General features: G+C 66.3%; 21 protein-coding genes. 19 read left to right on the top strand and 2 right to left on the bottom strand.

Annotation, left to right across the window (positions count from 1 at the left end; genetic code table 11):
* Window positions 1–85 precede the first annotated feature (85 nt).
* The 4 genes from LI336_RS07240 (at window position 86) to LI336_RS07225 (ending at window position 3,499) form a co-directional block, all read left to right on the top strand.
* Window positions 86–937 (top strand): sister chromatid cohesion protein PDS5, encoded by an 852-nt coding sequence (locus LI336_RS07240; protein WP_227132308.1) that lies wholly within the window; start codon window positions 86–88, stop codon window positions 935–937.
* Between the two features lie 116 nt (window positions 938–1,053).
* Window positions 1,054–2,058, top strand: coding sequence for a Cdc6/Cdc18 family protein (locus tag LI336_RS07235; protein WP_227132307.1), 1,005 nt, complete (start codon window positions 1,054–1,056; stop codon window positions 2,056–2,058).
* 429 nt (window positions 2,059–2,487) lie between these two features.
* A complete protein-coding gene (locus LI336_RS07230; protein WP_227132305.1) occupies window positions 2,488–3,054 on the top strand; it encodes a winged helix-turn-helix transcriptional regulator in 567 nt (188 codons plus the stop codon).
* A gap of 175 nt (window positions 3,055–3,229) precedes the next feature.
* On the top strand, window positions 3,230–3,499 hold the full coding sequence (locus LI336_RS07225; protein WP_227132303.1) for a hypothetical protein: 270 nt from the start codon (window positions 3,230–3,232) through the stop codon (window positions 3,497–3,499).
* 3 nt (window positions 3,500–3,502) lie between these two features.
* On the opposite strand, the gene LI336_RS07220 is transcribed toward LI336_RS07225, so the two are convergent.
* Window positions 3,503–3,781, bottom strand: coding sequence for a winged helix-turn-helix domain-containing protein (locus tag LI336_RS07220; RefSeq protein WP_497007369.1), 279 nt, complete (start codon window positions 3,779–3,781; stop codon window positions 3,503–3,505).
* Between the two features lie 239 nt (window positions 3,782–4,020).
* On the opposite strand from LI336_RS07220, the gene LI336_RS07215 reads away from it, so the two are divergent.
* The 15 genes from LI336_RS07215 to LI336_RS07145 all read left to right on the top strand — a co-directional run bounded on the left by LI336_RS07215 (window position 4,021) and on the right by LI336_RS07145 (window position 18,179).
* The gene (locus LI336_RS07215; RefSeq protein ID WP_227132300.1) at window positions 4,021–4,470 is read left to right on the top strand and encodes a hypothetical protein; all 450 of its coding nucleotides are present in this window, start codon (window positions 4,021–4,023) and stop codon (window positions 4,468–4,470) included.
* Window positions 4,467–4,685 carry a hypothetical protein gene (locus LI336_RS07210; protein ID WP_227132298.1) on the top strand — a complete coding sequence of 73 codons (219 nt, stop codon included), beginning with the start codon at window positions 4,467–4,469 and terminating at the stop codon, window positions 4,683–4,685. Before LI336_RS07215 ends, LI336_RS07210 begins: the two co-directional genes overlap by 4 nt.
* Complete coding sequence (locus LI336_RS07205; RefSeq protein ID WP_227132297.1) at window positions 4,682–4,939, top strand: hypothetical protein; 258 nt, start codon at window positions 4,682–4,684, stop codon at window positions 4,937–4,939. Before LI336_RS07210 ends, LI336_RS07205 begins: the two co-directional genes overlap by 4 nt.
* Window positions 4,936–5,316, top strand: coding sequence for a hypothetical protein (locus tag LI336_RS07200; RefSeq protein WP_227132295.1), 381 nt, complete (start codon window positions 4,936–4,938; stop codon window positions 5,314–5,316). Before LI336_RS07205 ends, LI336_RS07200 begins: the two co-directional genes overlap by 4 nt.
* On the top strand, window positions 5,313–5,780 hold the full coding sequence (locus LI336_RS07195) for a hypothetical protein (protein WP_227132293.1): 468 nt from the start codon (window positions 5,313–5,315) through the stop codon (window positions 5,778–5,780). The genes LI336_RS07200 and LI336_RS07195 overlap by 4 nt, the downstream gene beginning before the upstream one ends.
* Window positions 5,770–5,964 (top strand): hypothetical protein, encoded by a 195-nt coding sequence (locus LI336_RS07190; RefSeq protein ID WP_227132292.1) that lies wholly within the window; start codon window positions 5,770–5,772, stop codon window positions 5,962–5,964. Before LI336_RS07195 ends, LI336_RS07190 begins: the two co-directional genes overlap by 11 nt.
* On the top strand, window positions 5,961–6,476 hold the full coding sequence (locus LI336_RS07185; RefSeq protein ID WP_227132290.1) for a sigma-70 RNA polymerase sigma factor region 4 domain-containing protein: 516 nt from the start codon (window positions 5,961–5,963) through the stop codon (window positions 6,474–6,476). Before LI336_RS07190 ends, LI336_RS07185 begins: the two co-directional genes overlap by 4 nt.
* Window positions 6,473–7,081 (top strand): J domain-containing protein, encoded by a 609-nt coding sequence (locus LI336_RS07180; RefSeq protein WP_227132289.1) that lies wholly within the window; start codon window positions 6,473–6,475, stop codon window positions 7,079–7,081. The genes LI336_RS07185 and LI336_RS07180 overlap by 4 nt, the downstream gene beginning before the upstream one ends.
* A 68-nt stretch (window positions 7,082–7,149) precedes the next feature.
* A complete protein-coding gene (locus LI336_RS07175) occupies window positions 7,150–8,145 on the top strand; it encodes a tyrosine-type recombinase/integrase (RefSeq protein ID WP_264475330.1) in 996 nt (331 codons plus the stop codon).
* Between the two features lie 619 nt (window positions 8,146–8,764).
* Window positions 8,765–10,540, top strand: coding sequence for an L-lactate permease (locus tag LI336_RS07170; protein WP_227132285.1), 1,776 nt, complete (start codon window positions 8,765–8,767; stop codon window positions 10,538–10,540).
* A gap of 168 nt (window positions 10,541–10,708) precedes the next feature.
* Entirely contained in the window at window positions 10,709–11,218 is a 510-nt protein-coding gene (locus tag LI336_RS07165; protein ID WP_227132283.1) for an LUD domain-containing protein, read from the top strand.
* Window positions 11,215–13,422, top strand: coding sequence for an LUD domain-containing protein (locus LI336_RS07160; RefSeq protein ID WP_227132281.1), 2,208 nt, complete (start codon window positions 11,215–11,217; stop codon window positions 13,420–13,422). The genes LI336_RS07165 and LI336_RS07160 overlap by 4 nt, the downstream gene beginning before the upstream one ends.
* Complete coding sequence (locus LI336_RS07155) at window positions 13,419–16,466, top strand: FAD-binding and (Fe-S)-binding domain-containing protein (protein ID WP_227132279.1); 3,048 nt, start codon at window positions 13,419–13,421, stop codon at window positions 16,464–16,466. The genes LI336_RS07160 and LI336_RS07155 overlap by 4 nt, the downstream gene beginning before the upstream one ends.
* A 294-nt stretch (window positions 16,467–16,760) precedes the next feature.
* On the top strand, window positions 16,761–17,348 hold the full coding sequence (locus LI336_RS07150; protein WP_227132277.1) for a mechanosensitive ion channel family protein: 588 nt from the start codon (window positions 16,761–16,763) through the stop codon (window positions 17,346–17,348).
* Between the two features lie 69 nt (window positions 17,349–17,417).
* The gene (locus LI336_RS07145) at window positions 17,418–18,179 is read left to right on the top strand and encodes a CehA/McbA family metallohydrolase (protein WP_227132275.1); all 762 of its coding nucleotides are present in this window, start codon (window positions 17,418–17,420) and stop codon (window positions 18,177–18,179) included.
* Window positions 18,180–18,318: 139 nt separating this feature from the next.
* Here LI336_RS07145 and LI336_RS07140 read toward each other — a convergent pair whose 3' ends face one another.
* The gene (locus LI336_RS07140; protein WP_227132273.1) at window positions 18,319–19,458 is read right to left on the bottom strand and encodes a hypothetical protein; all 1,140 of its coding nucleotides are present in this window, start codon (window positions 19,456–19,458) and stop codon (window positions 18,319–18,321) included.
* Window positions 19,459–19,479: the final 21 nt, after the last annotated feature.

Raw genomic sequence — 19,479 nt, 5'->3', positions numbered from 1 at the left:
GCCCCACTGAGGCTCACGCGGTCCGGCGTGGGTTGAGCCCTACAACAAGGCTCACTTTATGCCATCAGGCCCTGACGTCAAAACGTTGCCGACCACGATGCCCTCGATAATCTCTCCATACGCACTCGCTTCCACCTACCCACGGAACGGTGAACTCGAAGCTTGGTCACGCGTACAGGAGTACCGCCGAGTCCAAGATTACTGTGCGGACCACCCCGAAGAGGGCAGTCACGCTGTCTCAACTGCCCTCGAACTCCCCCGAAGCCGCATCCGACCTTGGATCGACGGCGACGCGAAGCCAGAACCAATCCGCGCGATCGACACCGCACGCGACCTCGGTTGGCTCGACGTCGACGTCGACACAGAAGGCGGTCACGCATGGACGCGACTCATTGCCTGGATTTATGCCGGGGGTAGTCTCGCTGCCGATACCTACCAGCCTCGGTTCTACGCGCGCACTGACCAGCGCAAACAGTTCGTAAAATCCGAGATGGATATTCTCGCTTCCGCACTTTCCGACGTCGGGGCCAGCTACCGTATCATCAAGCGCACAGAGAAAGCCCCTGAGGAGATGTATGGCGACGAGCGCGTGAACGAGATCGTCGTCCGCGAGAACGCCACGCTCCTCGGCAGGTGCTTTGCCGCGGCTGGTGCACACGTCGGTGCGAAGACCCATGAAGAGCCCTCCGGTCTCCCAGAATGGCTATTCGATGCGTCGCCAGAAACTCGAGCTGCATGGTGTCGGGTCTATTTGCTGAACCGCGGTACGTTTCGAGAACGCGAACCTGCTTGGGCGATGAAAGAAGAACGCGCAGACTCCTACCACGAAGACGTCAAACGTCTCTTTACTGCTCTCACACACCCGGAGGTCGTCTCTCGAAGCGGACACACAATCTTCCTCCACAGTCGAGCGCTCGACGCACTCCTCGACTACTGACGTCAGTCGGTATAATCGAATATCTATTTCGGCGTTCGATTTTGGAAAAGAATCCCATTTTCACTTTCACTCCGGGTGGCTCGCCCTGAAGTACCTTCTTTGGAAAAACAAGTCGTATGATTCAGAACGGGCGGGCGCTCCGCCAGGAGCACGTCCCGAGCGAGCTCGTACACCGCGACGGGGAGATCGACGCGCTCACCGCGGCGCTAGGTGGTGGTCGTAGTAATCTGTTCGAGGACGTCATCGTCACTGGTCCCTCCGGTGCTGGCAAGACGTCGACGACGCGGTACGTCCTGCGGAAGCTCGAGGAGGCGAGACTTGATGTCGAGACTGGGTTCGTGGACTGTATCGGTGCGAACTCGAGCACGGGTGCGCTTGCTGGGCTCGTTCGTGCGTCCGACCGGAGCGCGCCTCTGGACCCGCGAGCGAACGCGCGGACGGTCCTGATCGAGCGGCTTCGCGATATGGACAAGGAGTTCGTCGCCGTCCTGGACGAGGCGGACGTCCTCGAGGACAAGCAGATTATCCAGGCGCTCTACAGTGTGCCGAACGTGACGACCGCGCTGGTCTGCGTGAACTACGACGACCTCCTCATCAACTGCGACAGCCGCATCCAGAATCGAATCCGGACGTTCCGGCACGTCGAATTCGACTCGTACGGCGACGACCAGCTCGCCGATATCCTCTCGAAGCGCGCCGAGGTCGGGCTCGTACGCGGCTCCATCGACGAGGAGACTATCTGGTACATCGCGGATCAGGCCGCCGGCGACGCACGGCTCGCCATCGCGATACTTCGACGCGCTGCGAAACAGTGCTCGGACCTCCGCGAGGACGAGATTACGACCGACGTCGTCGACGACGTCGCCGACGCAGCTCGAAACGAAATTGCGTCTCGGTATATCGAGAAGCTCTCCACGGACCAGCGCATCCTCTACGAGGTCCTTCGTCAGCAAGGACCAATTCAGGCGGGCAATTTGTATGTGGAGTACCGCGACCGCGCGACTGACCCGAAGGCCGACCGGACGCTGCGGAGCTATCTCAACTCCATGGAGCGGGAAGGACTCGTTGTTCAAACTGGAGGAGGACGGTACACCAAATACGACACGGACGGGGGAGCGTAGGTCCCGTTCAACCCCTTACTCGATTCCCAGAACTGCCGCTACGATTGCGGCTACTAACAATATCGCGATAACGCCAGCCGAGAGCCAAGAAAACGCCGCTGTTGAGGCCAGCGCCGATTGTACATCAAGAGCCACAGTAGCGAGTGGACCGGCTATGAAAATCAGGACGACCACGCCGACGATTATTTGGGGACCACTCTGTGCTCTACACTCATCCATCCGAAAGGACTGATTCTTTCCCCGATTAGTCGAGGGGCGAGCTTCGTTCGTATCTGACATCGCATCCAAGAATAGCTGCCAGAGGAGTAAATAATGGAAACACCGTTCAGAGCCTCCAATACCCGGGTTTATGGGTTTCAATGGGGGTGTTGATGAGCATCAACCCGGGTTCTGAAAGTTTTTGTGTTCACTTGTGTTACACATATCGTGATGGGGCTGCCTGAACAGTTCGAGGACGAGTTTGACGAAAAGGGGGAGAAGTTCTTCGAGATTGCAGAGATTCTCTTCCAAGCTCACAATCGACAATATACTCAGAGTGAGCTGGCTGAGCGGATAGATCGCTCTAATCAGACGGTAAGCAACCACACACAAGAGATGGTGAATAGCGGCTGGTTAGAACGAAAGGACGACCAGACCACCTTCGCCTGGAACACAGGGGTCCATCACCCCTCGGCCACCGAAGGTACTACCGCAATCAAGAGTTTCTATGTTGACCTTTGGGGTGTCATCAGAGAGCATTCGAAGACTGCACCCGGAACCTTTGCGCTGTTGGGCTTCGTGATGATACAGGCTTCTATCGTTCTATTTGCATTCTATATCGGCTTCTCGTTGCACATTACGCAAACCTCGACTGTACCTCCATTGTTGTATGTCGCAATCGGGCTGGGTTCCTTCCTCACGGGAGTTCTGGTGACTTTTCTTTCGCCGATCCAAGCCATCGTGAACGGGTTTGCACTCAGAGTCTTACCCGATGATCTGTTCCAGAGAGAAAAATAGGAGCTGAAAGCACAAGCATTCAATTTGCTTTGTTGAACCGGCAGACAACTGGCTGCCGCTTGAATCCCGGGGTTCACCAGCCTTAGGCGCAGTAAATTGGGGACTGAATGATAAACCCAGTCAAGTGGCAAGCTCGCTCTGCTGTTGAAGGGTTGTCTGTGGAAAGGGATGGTGTATGCCACGCACTGCGAAGATCGAGACCTGGTCGGGGGAGACGGTCCGGGTCGAGATCGAGGATGGGCGGCAGTATCGGAAGCGCGTCGAGCTTTCGTACGATGACAGGACGGTCGTGTACGGGGTGCTGCGTGATCTGGGCGAGCCAGTTGCGGAGTTCGTCGCGAGCTACCAGGAGGGTTCGCTCGAGGGTATCGGGGGCGATTCGGTTCATCCGGAGTGGGCGGAGTCGACTCTGGGCGAGCTCGATATCACGGAGGTCCGCGCGTGATCGTTATTCGTCGTCTTCGAGTTCGGAGACGTCGAGCTCGCCAGCGAGGTACGCGCGACCGCGGTCTGAGAGCTGGTACACGGAAGCAGTTTCGTCGAAGTACTCGACGAGTCCATGGTCGAGAAGATCAGCCAGATGTTCCTGCACCGTGGTCCGCGCATAATCGGTGTTGTCAGCAAGCAGCCGCGGAGTTAGGACCAATTCCTCATTGCCCTCATTCTCGAGGCGCTCCAAAATCGCTCTATCCGCTGGAGTCATCCAATCGGCGAGACGAGGGCGCATTCGCCCAATCTGATTCAGCGAGGCTATTCATAGTTTCTGGAACTTTACAACTTCGAGCAGTACTCAATGTTATTCGTAGAGTACTCTGGGTAAGTTATAACTACCCTCCCGTCTACTGTCGGTGTGACGCGAGCTTTCACGCGGACCCGACGCTCATCGTGCGTGGGTCCTCAGAAATGCGGGCCCCGATGCTGCAACATCGGGCCCGCGTGGGCTCCGTCGAACCAGGCGACGAAGCCATGTCAGACGAGGAAACGCAGGGGTTTGAAGCCCTTGCATCGAACCGAGCCGAACCGACCGACCAGCCAGTTCTCTGTGACGGCGGCACACCGGAGACCGTCGACTGTACCACCTGCGGAGCGACCGCGCGCCGGATTACCTGGGGCGCGACCGCCTGCACGTGCTACCGATGCACCGAGTGTCACGCTGGCGGCCACATCGCCCCGGACGACACCCGACAGGGTGGCGTCTTTCAGGAGCTCGACAACCTCCACACGCGCCTTCTCAACGGCGGGAGTCGCGTGATGACCGACGGCGGTCTGGTCACTGATGCGGACCCGGAGTGTCCGAGCTGCGATGCGAGCGACTGGGATGAGAACGGTCAGCTGACGTGCGGCGACTGCGGGTACACGCCTCGCGCGTCCGTTCGCGAGCATATTCGCGCGGCCCTCGGAGGTGAGGAGGCGTGAACGTCGACGCGAACCGCGACCAGGAGCGCGTCACGGTCCTCGTCGAGCACGACGACGTCACCGTGATCGCGACCGCGCAGCGCGACGTCGACGACGCCGATCTCCTGGAGGCGCTCTCGCTCGCCGACGAGCAACTCGAGCACGGCCTCGCGGTCCCCGTCGATGACGCACGGCGACGCGGCCGCCAGCACGCCGCCGACGGAGGGCGAGCATGAAGGGCGGATTCGGCGTCACGAACTGCTGTCCGCACTGCGACGCCGCCGCGAGCGCGCTCTACAAGCGCACGCCAGGCTCCGAGGCGAATCGGACCGTCGACCCCGACAAGGACTGGTTCTGCCGCGACTGCGGGACCGCCTTCGACGACCCAGACGAGCGCGAGCGACGGACGCCCGCTAACACCGGCGGCGGCGACCTCGCGAGCAAACTCGAGAGCATGGACCCGGCAGACCTCGGAGGTGGCGAGGCGTGAGCATCGACGCCGACGCCGCCGAACCGATTCCCGAGTTCGCACCCGAGGACCTCCACCAGGAGTATCGGCTTCTGAACCTCGCGAAGTACGCGAGCATCCTCGGCGCGACCGTCTGGGTCACCTACACCGAGACTATCGGCCGACGCGAGCGCACCGCGGAGTTCGAGGTCGTCGACCAGCAGCGGGCCACCGGCGGCCCGTTCCGCTTCCGCGCGCTCGAGCTCGACCCGCTCGTCGACGACGAGGACGTCCTACACACCTGTACGCTCCACGTGTACTCACACCTGAAGAAGCACCATGAAGGCGCGCAGTTCCCGAAGGCCGTCGGCCACGCGACCGACGTCCGCGTCCGACTCGACGGAGGTGGGGACGCGTGAACCACATCGTCCGCAACTACGGCGACGACCCGAACCCGCGGAAGGTCGCCGCCGAGGAGGTCGCCGACCTCGACGTCCGCGCTGGCCGGGTCGCACGCTACCGCGACGGCTGCGAGCTCTCGCTCGAACCGGGCGAGGACGCACCCGACACCTGCCCCGGCGAAGGCTGCGACGCCGGACTCTCCGGCATCCTCGTCCCCGACGGTGGACTCACTGCCTGGCGGGAGCGCCCGAACACTGTTCCGGGCGGCGAAGGGCTCCCACCTTCCGACCACGAGGGCGAGAACACCTGGCTGTTCACCTGCGTCGAGTGCGGGCGTCGCTGGGTCGACCCGACCGCTCCCGTCACCAGCTGCGCCTGCGGTGGGGACGTCGTCGCGCACCAGTTCGAGCACGACGAGTATCGACGGCTCCGCTGGTACGACGACCCCCGGAGTCCGGAGGTGATCGACCATGCGGAGTGACGACCGCGAGGAGTCGCCGTGGTACTGCCCGGACTGCGCGCACTGGGTGGGCTGGAAGCGCTCGACGTGCAGCTGCGGACGCGGGGAACCCTGGCGCCCGCTCCGCTGGAACGACGTCCAGAAACCGTCGTTCGAGGTCACGCTCGGAGACCGCCTGAAGGCGAAGGTCGGGTGGTACGTATGAGCGCGACCGTCGAGATCGCGGAGCTCCCCGAGCCGTTCCTCGAGGAGTACGTGGAGACCCTCCCGGCGAAGCAGCAGCGGGACTTCCGCGCGGTCGTCCTCGAGGGTAAGGCGCAGGCCGACCAGGCCCGCGAACGCGGCGTCTCGCAGGCGACGGTCAGCATCAATCTCTCCAAGGCGCACGAACGCCTCCAGGAGGTCGCCGAGGAGCGCTCGCCGACTGCTGACGACCGCGCATGGAAGCTAGACGTCGTCGAGTGCGTCCGCTGCCGTGGCTCCGGGAAGCACGTCGAGTGCCACGACGACCTCTGTTACTCGCGCGGGTTCTGCTCGCACGGGAACAACACCTGCGCGCTGTGCAGCGGCGTCGGCCGCGTCACGAAGCGCCTCACCGACCGCTGGCATGCTCGCGGCTCCTTCGAGTCCGTCGAGGCCACCGACTACGACCTCCATCTTCAGGGGACGCTCCAGGAGGTTGCACGCCAGCGTCACGGTCGCGAGGTGGAAGCATGACGGACGGCGTCGACTGGCCGCCAGGCTTCGAGCGGACCGACGCGAGCTCGCGACGGAAGTACCACGGTGGGTTCGAGGTCTCTCGACGAGCCGCCTTCGACTCCATCCTCGAAGAGCTCGAGAAGATGGACGCGTACAACGTCGAGGTGCAGACGAACGCGCCACACACCGCCGCAAAGTCGCACCAGCCGTACAAGGACCGAGACCCGGAGGACCCCGCGGTCGTGGTGTACTTCGAGCGCGACGGCGACCGCTACGCAGTTCCGTGCGACCGCTGGAACAACCTCCGGGACAACGCGAGAGCGATCGCGAAGTACCTCGAGGCCAAGCGCGCGATCGAACGCTACGGCGTCAGCACGGTCGACACCGAGATGAGCACGCAGGCGCTCCCCAGCGGCGAGGAGGAGGTCATCGTCGCCGACGACGGTTCTCGGAAGGAACCGCACGAGGTTCTGGGCGTTCGCGAGGACGCACCTGATGCGGTAGTCCGCGGCGCCGCGCGCTCACTCAAGGCGGACGCTCACCCAGACAAGGGTGGCAGTCGCGAGGAGTTCCAGCGCGTGCAGGACGCAGAACAGGCGATGCTCGAAGGAGGCGAGTCGTGACGGACGACTCCGAACTCGCGGATCGGGTCGACCGTCTCCTTGAGGAGGTCGAGGACGACCTCCAGCCGATGACGCCCGACGAGGGCGTCAGTCGGTTCCTGGACGAGCGCGCCGGCGAGGTCCGGGAGTCGACCTGGCAGAACGACCAGACGCGCCTCGAGCACTTCCTGGAGTGGTGCGACGAGGCCGGAGTCGAGAACCTCAACGAGCTCACCGGCCGACGACTCAGCGAGTTCGTCACCTGGCGACGCAAGCAGGTTGCGCCGATCACGCTCCAGAAACAGCTATCGAGCGTTCGGATGGCGCTCCGTCGGTGGGCCGACCAGGAGGCAGTTCCGGAGGGAATCGCGGAGAAACTCCATTCGCCCGAGCTCCCCGATGGAGCCGAATCCCGCGACTCGTTCCTCAGCGCGGAGCGTGCCCACGAGGTTCTCGATTACTACGAGAACTTCGAGTACGCCGGCAAGGAGCACGCGCTCCTCGGTCTCCTCTGGCGGACCGGGATGCGTCGCGGCGCCGCGCACTCACTCGACGAGAACGACCTATATCGGGAAGAGCACGCGGTCCGCGTCGAGCACCGGCCCGAGTCCGGCACGAAACTCAAGAACGGGGACGGCGGGTCGCGATGGGTCTACCTCGGACCTCGCTGGACGAGGATCCTCGAGGACTACCTGGAACATCCGAACCGCCCCAGCGGCCGGGACGATCACGGCCGGCTCCCGTTCTTCCAGAAATCCGGTGGCGGCCGCCCGAGCCCCCAGACTCTCTCCAAATGGGTCGTCCGGGCGCTCCATCCCTGCTCGTACACGGGCGAGTGCCCACACGACCGCACCCAGGAGAGCTGCGACGCTCGAGGACGGGACGCGAACTTCTCGGCCTGTCCGAGCTCCGTGACGCCCCACGACGTCCGTCGAGGAGCGATCACCCACCACCTCAACGAGAACGTTACACCGGAGACCGTGAGCGAGCGGATGGACGTCAGCCTCGACGTCCTGTACCGGCACTACGACGCGCGTACCGAGCGGGAGAAGATGGCGGTTCGCCGCGACCAATTACCAGACTAAAACAATGAGAAAACTACAAGAAAGCGTCGGGTTTCGTGGAAAAACTTCCCAGCGAGTCCACTATTCTGCGCCGCGAACAAGACGGCGAGTGACAGCGAGGCGTCCGTGAGCGGTGCAAATCGTAGCCGACGCTGGGATTTGAAGCCCTACCAGTCGCGCGCAGCGAACGCAGTGAGCGAGCACGTCTGGTTTCGGGTTCAAATCTCCCCGTGAGTCCATTCCTGCCGCTCGTTTCACTCGCGACAGTCACGGGCTCGCTGTAGTCCCCCTCGCTCGCTGTTCACGGCTTCGCCGTTCGCATTCGCGGGACTCGCTACGCTCGCCCCGCGCACCGCTCGCTCGTGGGACTCCCAGCGTGTTCTCGACGCGTGGAACCGCCTGCAGTCAGTGCTGGCGCGGTCCTGTCTCGTAGTGCCGCTTCGGTGGGCGGTGGCGTGGAGGGGTCGACGACCAACGGTGGCCTTGTATTTCCATGCACCATGGAAGTGTCAAAATAGTAGCTTAAAGTATAAGCCACCATCACTAAAAATTCTGCCTATGCGATTAGGTGGTAACACCATCGATCGGGGGCACCGGACGGGTCAAGCGAGCGAGCACGAGTTCTGCGTGGTGGGGTCGAATGGTTGACGTAGGCCTCGTCGGGCTGGCGCTGGCACCGCTCGCGGTGATCGCGGTGCTGATGGTCGTCTTCATCCAGCCGGCGACCCGGACGATGCCCATCGCGTGGCTGGTGGCAGTGGGTGCGGCGTTCGTCGGCTGGAACATGTCGCCGACACTGATCGCCGCGGCGTCGATCAGGGGCGCGATGACGGCCACCCGGATACTGATCATCGTCTTCGGCGCGATCCTGTTGCTGTACACGCTGAAGCAATCGGGCGCGTTCGAGGTCATCAACGCCGGCTTCTCGTCGCTGAGCGGCGACCGGCGCGTCCAGTCGATCCTGCTAGTGTTCCTGATGGGGTCTTTCATCGAGGGTGCCGCGGGCTTCGGCACGCCCGCCGCGATCGTCGGTCCGCTCCTGGTCGGGCTGGGGTGGCCGCCGATGGCCGCCGTCGTCGTCGCGCTGACCGGGAACATCCTGGCGATCACGTTCGGCGCCGTCGGCACGCCACTGATCATCGGGCTGCGCGACGTCGTCTTCGCGGAAGGAACCGACGCGGCCGCCGAGATCACCGCTTCGGGAAGCGGCTTCGAGACCGTCGGCGCGTACGTCGCCCAGGTCGGCGTCTGGGCGGCAGTCATCCACGCCATCGTCGGAATCGCGATCCCGTTCATCGGTATCGCGCTGATGACGCGGTTCTTCGGCGAGGAGCGGTCCCTCCAGCCCGCCATCGAGATGATCCCGCTGTGCCTGTACGCGTGGGCGGCGTTCGTGATCCCGTACCTCGCGACCGCGTACTTCCTGGGGCCGACGTTCCCGGCGCTGCTGGGCGCCCTGATCGGGCTGTTCGTCGTCGCGGCGACGGTTCGGGCGGGCTACTTCGCGCCCGCGCCCGAGAACGAGTGGGACTTCGGGCCGCGCGACAGCTGGCCGGACCACTGGGTCGGCACCATCGAGCCCGGCGCCGGCGTCTCGAGCGAGAGCGGAGAGGAGACCGTCGCGGCCGACGGCGGCACCACGTCGTTCGAGGACATGCACTCGCAGGACATGTCGCTGGGCGTCGCGTGGCTGCCGTACATCCTCGTCGCGATCGCGCTGGTCGTGACCCGCGTCGTCGGACCGATCACCGATGCGTTGCTGTCCGTTCAGCTCTCGTGGAACGAGATCCTCGGCACGCCGTTCGGTGAGAGCATCGAGTTGCTGTACCTGCCCGGGACGCTGTTCGTCGGGATCGCCGTCGTCACGTACGCGCTCCACGGCATGAACGGCCGGCAAATCAAGGACTCCTGGACGGAAGCGATCACGAACATCGCGCCGGCAGTCGTCGCCCTGTGGTTCGCGGTCGCGACCGTCATGGTCATGCAGCGCACCAACGCGGGCGTCGTGCTCGACTCCGCCAGTGCCAGCGCCGGGATGCTCCAGGTCCTGTCGCAGTTGACCGTCGACGTCACCGGCGGGGCGTTCCCGTTCTTCTCGGGCTTCATCGGCGCGTTCGGCGCGTTCATCGCCGGCTCGAACACCGTCAGCGACATCCTGTTCGGCCTGTTCCAGTACGAGGCCGCACAGTCCGTCGGTGCCCCGACCCAGATCGTGGTCGGGGCGCAGGCCGTCGGTGGCGCCATCGGGAACCTCATCTCGATCCACAACGTCGTCGCTGCCCTCACCGTCGTCGGTCTGATCGGCGAGGAGGGTCGCGTCATCCGAATCGAACTGATACCGGTCCTCTACTACGGAGCGGCCACCGGTCTCTTGACGCTCCTGTTCGCGTACGTCGTCATCCCTGCTGGGCTCTAGCCACCTCTCGGTCTTCGGGATACGAGGCAGCGTTCGGCAGCGCACGAGTCGGGCGGTCGCCGGGCGAGCACGTCGACGGACGACGCGGTTCGAGTTCGGGGGGCGCTCAGGGCGAAGCTATAGATGCGCACTATCCAAACACAAACCAAGGACGATGAAGGGTTCACAATGTCAGGGAAGGACGTAGCGCTGTACGACCAGTTCGCCTCGGAAGCACGGAGTTACGGGGTGGAACTCACGGAGGCGTCGCCAGGGGCGGTCGCCGACGCGATTGCGGACGCGATCGAGCCACCCGCGATCGGCACGCCGCTCCCGTGGGACGACGTGGAGCTGCCCGACTGCGTCGAGACGAACCCGACGCCGGCGGACGTCGAGGGAGCGGTTACGGGCGTGACCGGCGCGTCGCTCGCCATCGCCGACTACGGGAGCGTCGTGCTCGAGATGACGGCGGCGGGTAGCGAACCGGTCAGCCTGTTCAACGACCTGCACGTCGCCGTCCTCCGCGAATCGGACCTCGTTCCCGACATGGCGGCGGCCTTCGAGTGGTTCGGCGAACGGGCGCGCGAGTCGCGTGGCTCCGCGATCGTCGCGACCGGTCCCTCGGCCACCGCCGACATGGGTGCGCTCGTCCAGGGAGCACACGGCCCGGAAGCGGTCGAGGTGATCGTCGTCTCATGAGTTCGAAACGCGACTCGAAGGCGGCCCACATCCGTCACATCATGGAGACGGAAGGGGAGGCCGTCGGAACCAACACGCGCGGGTTCAACGCGGGACGGTACGAGTCCGTCGCGAAACTCGAGGACTACGAGGCGCTCAAGGAGGAGGCGCGCGCGATCAAGGCGGACGCCATCGAGCGCCTGCCCGAACTCGTCGAGGAACTCACCGAGACCGTGGCGGAAAACGGCGGCACGGTGTACGTCGCCGACGACGCCGCCGACGCCAACCAGTACATCGCCGAGGTCTGCGCGGAAAACGAGGCCGATCGGCTCGTGAAGAGCAAGTCGATGACCAGCGAGGAGATCGAGGTCAACGAACGGCTCGAACGCGACGGCGTCGACGTCGTCGAGACCGATCTGGGCGAGTGGGTGCTCCAGGTCGCCGACGAGGCACCCAGTCACATCGTCGCCCCGGCGATCCACAAGTCCCGGGCGGCGATCGCCGACCTGTTCAACGAGCAGTTCGACCCCGAGACGGAGTTGGAGACCGCCGAAGAGCTGACGTCGTTCGCTCGCGAGCGACTCGGCGAGCTGATCCAGGACGCCGACGTCGGCATGACGGGTGCGAACTTCGTCACCGCGGACTCGGGCACGATGGCGCTCGTGACGAGCGAGGGCAACGCCCGCAAGACGGTGGCCGTCCCGGAGACCCAGGTCGCCGTGGCGGGCGTCGAGAAGATCGTGCCGAGCGTCGAGGACCTCCAGCCGTTCGTCGAACTCATCGGTCGGTCGGGGACGGGACAGGACATCACGAGCTACGTCTCGCTGCTGACGCCGCCCGTGGACTCGCCGACCGTCGACTTCGACGACCCGGACACGCCGATCGCCGAAGGCGACACGGACCGCGAGTTCCACCTGGTCCTGATCGACAACGGACGGATGGCGATGCGCGAGGACGAGGACCTCCGGGAGACGCTGTACTGCATCCGGTGTTCGGCGTGCTCGAACACGTGTGCGAACTTCCAGTCCGTCGGCGGGCACGCGTTCGGCGGCGAGACGTACTCGGGTGGGATCGCGACCGGCTGGGAGGCGGGCGTTCACGGACTGGACTCGGCGGCGGCGTTCAACGACCTCTGTACCGGCTGCTCGCGATGCGTCGAGGCGTGTCCGGTCGGGATCGACATCCCGTGGATCAACACGGTCGTTCGCGACCGGATCAACACCGAGGACGACCCGCCGGTGTCGTTCCTCGTCGACGGCCTCACTCCGGATGCGGAGACGTCCGGCCCGGGGCTGCAGAAGCGGTTGTTCGGGAACTTCGAGCTGCTCGCGAAGCTGGGGAGCACCTTCGCGCCGCTGTCGAACTGGGTGGCGAACGCCGGCCCGGTCTCGCGGGCGCTGGAGGCGGCCGCCGGCGTCGCCCACGAGCGCGACCTCCCCGAGTTCCAGCGGACGACGTTCCGCGAGTGGTTCGAGGCCCGCGAGGCGGTCCCGCCGGTCGACCCCGACCGGAAGGTCGTCCTCTACCCCGACCTGTACACGAACTACATGCAGGTCGACCGCGGGAAGGCGGCCGTCAGGGCGCTCGAAGCGCTGGACGTGGAGGTGCTCGTCCCCTCGGTCCCCGGCGCGGGCCGCGCGCCGCTCTCCCAGGGGATGATCGATACCGCGCGGGACAAGGCCGAGCGCGTGGCGGCGACGCTCGGTCCGTACGTCGACGCCGGCTACGACGTCGTGGTCGTCGAGCCGAGCGACCTCGCGATGTTCCGCGGCGACTACGAGCGACTGTTGCCTCCCGAGTCCTTCGAACCGCTCGCGGAGAACAGCTACGAGATCCTCGAGTACGTGTACGGACTGCTCGCCAACGGCGCGGACGCGGACGCACTGAACGTCACGGACGGGGAGACGGTGGCGTACCACTCTCACTGCCAGCAGCGGACGATGGGACTCGAGGAGTACAGCACCGCGGTCCTCGACTCCTGCGGCTACGACGTGACGACGAGCGACGTCGAGTGCTGCGGGATGGCTGGCTCGTTCGGGTACAAAGAACAGTACTACGAACTCGCGATGGACGTCGGTTCGAACCTCGAGGACCAGCTCCGGGACGCCGACTGCGATCACGTGATCGCGAGTGGGACCTCCTGCACCGACCAGATCGGGGACCTGCTCGGGGAGGAGCCGACGCACGTGATCGAACTCGTCGCACCTGACGGAGGGAACGCATGAGCGATACAGCACGAACTGACCCACGGGAACCGGCGGCGGACGCTCGAAGCAACTACGACCACGAGGGCGGCGAGGTCGAACGACCGGATCTGCTCGCCGACCTCGACGCGCTCGTCGACGGCGACGTCCGCTTCGATACGTACACTCGAAACCTGTACGCGACGGACGCGAGCGCCTACCAGCAACTGCCGATCGGCGTGGTCGCGCCGACCTCGACCGCGGACGTCGAGGCAGTGATGACGTACTGCGCGGACGAGGAGATCCCGGTCCTGCCTCGCGGCGGCGGGACGAGCCTCGCGGGGCAAGCCGTCAACGAGGCGGTGGTCCTCGACTTCAAGAAGGAACTGGATGCCGTCCTCGACGTCGACCCGGACGGACGGACGGTGCGGGCGCAACCGGGGATCACGCTCGCGCGACTCAACGACACCCTCGAACCGCACGGCCTGAAGTACGCGCCGGACCCGGCGTGGGGCGACAAGAGCGTCCTCGGCGGCTGCATCGGCAACAACACCACCGGCGCGCACTCGCTGAAGTACGAGAAGGCCGACGGCTACCTCGAGGCGGTCGAGGTCGTCCTCGCGGACGGCACGGTGACGACCTTCGGCTGGATGGACGTCGAGGAACTTCACGACCGCGCGGCGGCCGTCGACCCCGACGACCCGCTCGAAGAACAGATCTACGCGTCGGTTTCGCGGATCCTCCGGGAGAAGGCGGACGAGATCGAGGCGCGGTATCCCGACCTCACCAGGAACGTCTCGGGGTACAACCTCGACAAGCTCCTGGAGGACGTCGAGGAACGCGGCGAGGTCAACGTCGGCCGGCTCATGGCCGGGAGCGAGGGCACGCTGGCCGTCGTCACCGAGGCCGAGGTGTCCCTGGAGCCGATCCCCGAGGAGACCGTCGTCGTCCTGCTCACCTACGACGAGATGCTCGACGCGATGCGGGACGTCGCGCCGATCCTCGAACACGACCCCTCCGCCGTCGAGGTGATGGACGACGTCCTGCTGGACCTGGCCCGGGACACGGCGGAGTTCTCCGAGCTGGTCGGCACGCTCCCCGACGGAACGAACTCGACCCTGCTGGTGGAGTTCTACGCGGAGACCGTCGAGGAAGGCAAGCGGAAGGTGGCGGACCTGCTCGCCGACCGCCTGCCGGGGTACGAACCGGAGACGGGGCTCGACGCGTCCGGCGGTGGCGTCGCGACGACGACAGACGACGAACCCTACGCCGTCGACGCCCTGGAAGCGTACGACGACGAACGGCAGTCGCGGTTCTGGAAGATGCGCAAGGCCGGGCTTCCGATCCTCCTGTCTCGGACCGGGGACGACAAGCACTGGCCGTTCGTCGAGGACACCGCGGTCCCGGCGGAGAACCTGCCGGAGTACGTCGCGGACGTCCAGGCGCTGTTCGACGAACACGACACGTTCGCCTCCTACTACGCGCACGCCGGCCCGGGCGTCCTGCACATCCGCCCCTTGCTGAACTTGAAGACCGAGGAGGGGATCGAGACGATGAACGAGATCTCCGACGCCCTGACCGACCTCGTCATCGAGTACGGCGGGTCGGTGAGCGGCGAGCACGGCGACGGCCGCGCGCGAACGAAGTGGAACCGGAAACTCTACGGCGACGAACTCTGGGGGGCGTTCGAGGAGCTCAAGTCCACGTTCGACCCGGACCACCTCCTGAACCCGGGCAACATCTGCGGGGAGTTCCAGCCCGACGAGAACCTGCGGTACGACCCGGACTACGCCTTCGACGCCGGGTTCGAGCCGACGATGAACTGGGAGAACGAGAACGGCTTCCAGGGGATGGTCGAGCTCTGCCACGGCTGTGCGGGCTGTACGGGTCACCAGGACACCACGGGCGGGGTCATGTGCCCGACGTACCGGGCCACCCAGCAGGAGGAGATCACGTCGACCCGGGGCCGGGCGAACATGCTCCGCCGCGCGATGGACGGGGAACTCCCCGACGACCCCACCGACGAGGAGTTCGTCGACGAGGTGCTCGACCTCTGCATCGGCTGCAAGGGCTGCAAGCGCGACTGCCCGAGCGGCGTCGACATGGCCAAGCTCAAAGCCGAGGTCAAACACGAGTACCACCAGGAGGCGGGCGTGCCGCTCCGCGATCGACTGTTCGCGAACGTGGAGACGCTGTACTCGCTGGGTAGCACCTTCGCGCCGCTCTCGAACCTCGCGCTCAAACTGCCGGGAACGGGACTCCTGGCGGAGAAGACCCTCGGTATCGCCCGCGAGCGCGACCTCCCGACGTTCGAACGCGAGACGCTACAGAAGTGGGATCGGTCGCGCACACCCGCGGTTCCGGCGTCGGACGCCGACCGGAAGGCGCTGGTGTTGGCCGATCCGTACACCAACTACACCCAGCCCGAGGTCGGCAAGGCCGCCGTCGCGGCGCTCGAAGCGGCCGGCGTCCACGTCGAGGTCCCGCAGGACGTCGGGGACAGCGGCCGGCCGGCGCACTCCAAGAGCATGCTCGACCGCGCCCGTCGGACCGTCCGCGAGAACGTCGAGACGCTCGCGCCCCGGGTCCGCGAGGGCTGGGACGTCGTCAGCGTCGAACCGTCCGACGCGGTGATGTACCAGAACGACGCGCTGGATCTGCTCTCCGGCGAGGACGTCGAACGAGTCGCCGCCAACAGCTACGGCGTGATGGAGTACATCGACGTGTTCGACCTCGACGAGGCGCTCGCGTTCGACTCGCCCGGGGAGACGCTCACGTATCACGGGCACTGCCAGCAGACCGCGGTCAAGAAGGACCACCACGCCGTCGCGGTCCTCGAGCGGGCGGGCTACGAGGTCGACGACCTCGACTCGACGTGCTGCGGGATGGCCGGGTCCTTCGGGTACGAGGCCGAACACTACTCGATGAGCAAAGCCATCGGGAGACTCCTGTTCGACCGCGTCGACGACTCCCCCGGCGAGGAAGTCGTCGCACCCGGCACCTCCTGTCGATCACAGCTGCTCGAGCACGAGAACCAGCACGGCAAACCGCCTCACCCGATCCAGAAACTCGCCGACGCCCTCTGAACCCGCGGGTGCGGGCCGCGACCGGGTTCGGGGCGGCCGCTCGAGGGGGCCCGCGTGCACGCAGGCAGCGCGGAGGTCGCTGTAGGCGTCCCAGCCCTCGGAGTGCTCGGTAGCGACGTCGCTCGCGGGACTCGGCAGGTCGTCGCCTGACGCGTTCTCGCTCGTCGTGCTACCGACTTCGGCGGGCGGTCGACCAGTCGTTTCCTCGCGCCGGCACCCGTCCGTTCGCGCCGGCACCCGTCCGTTCGCGCCGGCACCCGTACCTTTTCCAGCGGGGGGCGTGTACGCCGGGGCATGCTCTTGCAGTCCGAGCCGGAGCCAGTGGGCGTGGAGGCGGTGATCCGCGAGTTCGTGACCGGGATCCTGACTGCGATCCCGAAGGTCGCACTCGGCGTGCTGTTCCTGGCGATCGCGTACGTCGTGATCAAGGTCGTCGTCGCGGTGGTGCGGTCGTTCCTCGAGCGCGTGTACCCGGAGAGCCAGCAGCTCGTCGTGGACCTGTGGGTGGCGCTCGTCGGCGTGTTCCTGTGGTTCGGCGCGGCGCTCGCGCTCCTGAACGTCGTCGGGCTCGGTGACGTCGCGGCGAGTCTCGGGACGGCGAGCGGGTTCGTGGGGCTCGGCGTGGCGTACGCGTTGAAGGAGATGATCGCGGATACGGTCGCGGGCGTGTACCTGCTGCGGGACCCGGACTTCAACGAGGGCGACGTGGTGGAGTCCGCGAGCGTCACCGGCGAGATCGTCGACATCGACCTCCGGAAGACGCGACTGCGGGCGGAGGACGGCGACCTCGTGGTGGTCGCGAACCGGGACGTCGAGAAGAAGTGGCGTCAGGACTCGGTCGGCCCGAAGAGCGCGTCGAGCGAGCACGCGGTCGGGGACTGACCCGCCAGTCTCGTGGGGTGGGGTTTGGGAGAAGGTTCACGTCGGTCGGGAGCGAACGACGAGTAACTGATGGCTGGGGACCGAACGCTGTTGTCGCTGGACTTGCACGTGCACTCGTCGCTGTCGTACGACGGCCACGAGCCCGTGGAGCTGCTGCTGGAGCACGCGAGCGACATCGGCCTGGACGGTATCGTGGTGACCGACCACGACCGCATCGCCGCGAGTCTCGAAGCCGCGGAGCTCGCGCCCGAGTTCGGGCTCGTCGGCATCCCTGGCGTGGAGGTGTCGACCGCGGACGGCCACCTGCTCGCGGTCGGCGTCGAGGAGCGGCCGGCGCGCGGCATGAGCTACCGCGAGACCGTCGAGCGCGTCCGCGAACTCGGTGGGGCGGCGGTGGTGCCGCATCCGTTCCAGCGCACCAGGCACGGCGTCCGGCGGCGGGTGCTCGACGAGACGCGCGTCGACGCGGTCGAGGTCTACAACTCGATGCTGTTCACGGGCTGGCGGAACCGGCGCGCGCGCCGGTACGCGGCGTCGTACGGGTACGGGGCGGTCGCGGGCAGCGACGCGCACTACCTCCCGAACGTCGGCCGGGCGTACACGGAGGTCGCGGTGGACGCCGCGAGCGTCGCGGACGTCTCCGTCCAGCAGGTCGTCGAAGCGCTCTCGAACGGCGACACGAGCGTCGTCGGCCGGCGGACGCCCATCTCGAAGTCCACGGTCCAGTACGGGAAGGGCGCCCTCCGGAAGAGCCTCTACGAGTTCACGTCGCGCGCGCCACTCCTCCCGTCGGTACCGCGGTCCATCGCCGAGTACCGGACCGACCAGTAACCACGGGCGTCGTCGTGGCGTTCCGGCCGGCCCGGGGGTCGCTGCGTTCTCGTATCGTCAGGGAGCGATGCGGGCGTTCTCGACGAAGCCGAACGCGGGCTTCGCGCGGTGGTGCTGGTCCACAGACCAGGCAAGTCAGTTAGTGGTCCGGTCGGTCGTGGACGGCGGCGTCAGCCGCGGCGACGGCTCGCGTCGCCCAGTCGCGGTCGTGGGCGCGGCGGGCATCGGTCGAGGAGAACCGGACGACGCCGTCGTCGTCGACGAGCAACGCTTCGCGGTCGCCGCCAGCGGTCACGTCCACTATCGTCCTCGCGTCGTCCGTGGCCGTCGTCGCGTCGCTCGGTCCGGTCTCGGCTTCGTCCTCGGCGGATGGGTTCGGTCCGCGGTGGACCGTGCAGTCGAACGCGTCGAGGGGCGGCGGGTGCACGACGGGGTCGACGACTGGCGGCCCGTCTCCGCTCGCTCCCGGTCCGGTTTCCTGCGACCCGGCGATGGACGGCCACGGCGATGCCGGGTCGGTGAGGGCATCGTACTGCTCCGGGAGTGCGTCCTCGAGGGCGTCGGCCGCGTCGACGAACCACTCCGCTGGCGGTCCCGCGGCCGCGTCGCGACGGTAGGACTCCGACACGGGCGCCACCGCGACGGCACCGTCGCGGTCGACGACCTCGAACGCCGCACGCTCGCCCGCCCCGTCGACCATCGCCCGACGCTCGGCGGCGTCCACGTCCACGACCGAGAACGGCCCCGGGAGCGACGCGTCGAACGCGTCGTCGCCGTCGTCTCGCGGTCGCGTCAGCGCGTAGCGCTCCCGGAACGCGGGTGCGTCGCCGAACGGACTCCCCGGGAGGTCGCTCGCGCGTTCGCGGAGCGCGGTCGAAGGGGTCGCGCGCACCCCGCTCCGGACCGGGTCGAGGTCACGGTCCGTCTCCGCGGCCAGCCCGGGTGCGACGACGTCCGCCCACCACGCCCGCGCCGACAACCGCCCGCAGCGCGCGATCGGCCGGACGTCGAGCAGGAGGTCGTCGACGCACGCGTCCGGGTTCGCCGCGAGGTACGAGTCCGCGCGCTCGATGGCCTCCCACTCGCCCTCGTCGAACGCCCGGCCGTCCGCCACGACCACCCCGGCCGCCTGCGTGCTCGGATGCGCCTGCACTCCCGACCGCGTCCGCGCGTACGGGTCGACGTCGCGGACCGTCTCGCTCACGTCCGCGACGAAGCGCACGAGCCCGAGCACCACGAGGGCGACCAGGACGGACGCGACGAACGAATGACTCGCCATCGAGCCCGGAATTCGTGTCGC

The organism is Halorubellus salinus, assembly GCF_020567525.1.
Classification (GTDB): Archaea; Halobacteriota; Halobacteria; order Halobacteriales; family Natrialbaceae; genus Halorubellus; species Halorubellus salinus.
Note: the sequence above shows the minus strand (reverse complement) of the source record. Positions and strands in the feature narration are given on the sequence as shown.